The organism is Microbacterium sp., from assembly GCF_049661145.1.
In the GTDB taxonomy this organism is placed as follows: domain Bacteria; phylum Actinomycetota; class Actinomycetes; order Actinomycetales; family Microbacteriaceae; genus Microbacterium.
This window is the reverse complement of the sequence record NZ_JBASZT010000034.1, coordinates 1-3,279: the sequence shown is the minus strand read 5'-3', so window position 1 is coordinate 3,279 and position 3,279 is coordinate 1. Positions and strand designations below refer to the sequence as shown.

At 70.4% G+C, this 3,279-nt stretch carries 2 protein-coding genes; one reads left to right on the top strand and one right to left on the bottom strand.

The window, feature by feature from the left end; translation table 11 throughout:
• Positions 1 to 81: 81 nt before the first annotated feature.
• Positions 82 to 2,763 carry a phosphoenolpyruvate carboxylase gene (locus tag WBP48_RS01475; RefSeq protein WP_424435011.1) on the bottom strand — a complete coding sequence of 894 codons (2,682 nt, stop codon included), beginning with the start codon at positions 2,761 to 2,763 and terminating at the stop codon, positions 82 to 84.
• A 157-nt stretch (positions 2,764 to 2,920) separates the two neighbouring features.
• Here WBP48_RS01475 and WBP48_RS01470 point away from each other — a divergent pair.
• The coding region (locus WBP48_RS01470) for a Na+/H+ antiporter NhaA (RefSeq protein WP_424435008.1) at positions 2,921 to 3,279 on the top strand (359 nt) is incomplete at its 3' end.

Sequence of the window (3,279 nt, the reverse complement as noted above, 5' to 3'; positions counted from 1 at the left end):
GAACAACCGGCCGCCGAGAGAACGGGTGGTACCCGTACTCTCGGCGCGGAGTTGTTCTCTCGCGGCCAGAAGTGGGCGGGCTCACCCGGTGTTCTGCAGTCCGGCGGAGACGCCGGAGACCGAGAGCAGCAGCAGACGTTGCCATTGCGGGGTCTCCGCGTCGGTGGCCGTTCCGGCCCGCAGCGCGCGCAGCGCCCTCAGCTGCAGCAGCGACAGTGCGTCGACGTACGGGCTGCGGAGCGCGACCGCCCGCTGCAGGACGGGCTTGTTGGACAGCAGCGCGTCGCCGCCCACGATCCTGACGACCCAGTCGGTCGTCAGTCGCAGCTCGTCGACGACGAGCTCGGCGAGGTCCGGACGGTCGCCGAGGCTGAGGTAGCCGCGTGCGATGCGCTCGTCGGCCTTCGCCAGACTCATGCCGACGTTGTCGATGACGGTGCGGAACAGCGGCCACTGCTCGTAAGCGCGACGCAGCAACTCCAGATCGCCGACGGCATCGAGGGCGGTGCCGAGCCCGAACCAGCCGGCCAGGTTGATGCGCGCCTGCGACCACGCGAACACCCACGGGATCGCCCGGAGGTCTTCGAGCGACTCGACAGACAGCCCGCGGCGGGCCGGCCGCGATCCGAGCGCGAGCAGCCCGATCTCCTCCATCGGGGTCACCGTGGCGAACCACGGTGCGAATCCGTCGGCCTTCACGAGCGAGAAGAAGCGCTTGCGCGAGGCGGCATCCATCGTGGCAGCGACGTCCGCGAACTGCTCGGCCGCCTCGCTGTTGCGACGCTCGTTCGACGGGGCCGAGGCCAGGAGCACGGCGGCGGCAACCTGGTCGATGTGGTTCATCGCGATCGACGGATCACCGTACCGGGCGAAGATGACCTCCCCCTGCTCGGTGAGCTTGAACCGGCCGTCGACCGAGTGCGGCGGCTGTGCGAGGATCGCCGAGTTCGCGGGCCCACCGCCACGCCCGAGCGCGCCGCCGCGACCGTGGAAGAGGGTGAGGTGGATGCCGGCATCCTGCGCCCACGCGGCGATCTTCGCCTGCGCCTCATACAGGGCCAGGTTCGCCGCGACCGGGCCGACATCCTTCGAGGAGTCGGAGTAGCCGAGCATGACCTCCAGACGCTGGCCGGTCTGCTCCAGCCGCGCGGCGAAGTCGGGATCCTGCACGACTTCGGCCATGACGGCCGGCGCCGCCTGCAGGTCCGCGAACGTCTCGAACAGTGGGATGACGTCCAGCACCGGCGGTGTGCCACCGGGACCGACCGCGAGTCGCGCGAGTTCGTGGACGGCGGCGAGGTCGGCGGCCGACGTCGTGAACGACACGATGTAGCGGCCGGCGGCGCGCGGTCCGTACCGGTACTGGATCTGCGCGATCGTGCGGAAGACCTCGAGCACCTCCTCGGACTGCGCGCTCAGTTCGCCGCCTGCGGCTGCCTCGGCGAGCACCTTCGCGTGCACCGCGGAGTGCTGGCGCACCTCGAGCTCTGCGAGGTGGAATCCGAAGGTCTCGACCTGCCACATCAGCTGCTGGAGGTGCCCGTACGCCTGCCGCGGCGCGCCGGCGGCGATGAGCGATTCCTGCACGACGCGCAGCTCTCCCAGCAGGACCTTGGGGTCGCGGTACGCGAGGTCGGCGTTGCGCAGGCGCGTCGCCGTGATGCGGCGGGTGATGAGCATCATGACGCGCTTGTGAGGTTCGCCTATCGCGCGCTCGGCGGCATCCGCGGCGCCTTCCTCATCCGCGTCGGCGAGGCGCTGCAGGAGAGCGGTGAGCGCCTTGCTCGGGACCGTCGTGTCGGCGGCGAGGGTCAGCAGCTTGGCGATGCGGTCGGCCGAGCGCTCCAGTCCCAGCAGGATGTGCTGCGCAGCAATGGCGGCGGCCTTCTTCGTGATCGACGCGGTGACGAAAGGGTTGCCGTCGCGGTCGCCGCCGACCCACGTGCCCAGGCGCACGAACGGGCGCACGACGGGCGCCCGGCTGCCGGCGGCTACACCCTGCAGGGCGTCATCGACGCGGCGATACACGTGCGGGACGGCGGTGTACAGCGTTTCGTCGAACACCGCCATGATCGAGCGCACCTCGTCCACGGGCGTCGGCTTCTCGGCGCGCAGCGGAGCGGTGCGCCACAGCGTGTCGATCTCTTCCAGCATCCGCCGTTCGGCACGGCGCTCGTCGGCACCGCCGTGCGACGAAGCGTCGTGCTCGGTCAGCAGCAGCACCAGCCGACGGATGCTGGTGGATACCGCGCGGCGGCGGGCCTCGGTGGGATGGGCCGTGAACACCGGGTGGAAGCGCAGCGCCTTGAGTCTGTCCAGGGCCGTGTCGTCGCCGACTTCGGCCGCCAGGCGTACGAAGGCAGCGGCAACGGAGTCGGCGGCATCCTCCTTCTCGGGACGCCCGTCTCGCTCGCGCAGGATCCGCACGCGCTGGTGCTCCTCGGCGAGGTTGACGAGGTGGAAATAGACCGTGAAAGCGCGGGCGACCTCGTCGGCGCGCTGGATCGAGAACGAGTCTGCGATCTGCGCGGCCAGCTCGAACGCCTGACGGGACTCTTCGGGGTCCGACGACGACGCCGCGATCGCGGCACGCCGCAAGCGCTCGACGTCGTCGAACAGACCCGGTGACCCGCTCTCGCGCAGCACCCTGCCCAGCAACGACCCGAGCATGCGCACGTCGGCGCGGAGGCGTTCGGGCAGTTCGTGGTCGGTCTCGTCGCGGTCGACGAGATCGATGGCTTCGGTGGGGATCGCTTCGGGCATGCCTCCAACGCTAATGGCCCCACGTTTCGGCTTTGTCACGCGGTAGGATGCTGACCTGGTGTGCCGGGACCCTTCGATACACGGTCCGCCGCCGGCGGACCGCACTCAGGGACCGAGACTGATCGGCGTTCTGTCACCCGACCCCGAAAGACGCCGCATGACGTTGTTGCGCTCCGCTCGCTTCCCCGCGATTCTCCTGCTACTGGCCGCCGTGGTCGGCCTCGCCCTCGCGAACTCGCCGCTTCAGGGGGCCGCCTTCGCGGTCGCCGATGCTCATATCGGCATCCCCGGCGTGATCGACCTCTCGGTGCGGCACTGGATCTCCGACGGCCTGCTCGCGGTGTTCTTCTTCGTCGCGGCCGTCGAGCTGCAGTTCGAGCTGACGAGCGGGCAGCTCGCGTCGCCGAAGCGCGCCGTACTGCCGGCGATCGCCGCCGCGGGCGGCGTGGTGGCGCCCATCCTGATCTATCTCGCGGTCGCGAGCGGGTCCGCGGCGGCGCCCGGCTGGCCCATCCC

Excerpts from the sequence above, each read along its gene's own strand:
- WBP48_RS01475 (WP_424435011.1), bottom strand. The coding sequence starts at position 2,763 with ATGCCCGAAGCGATCCCCACCGAAGCCATCGATCTCGTCGACCGCGAC.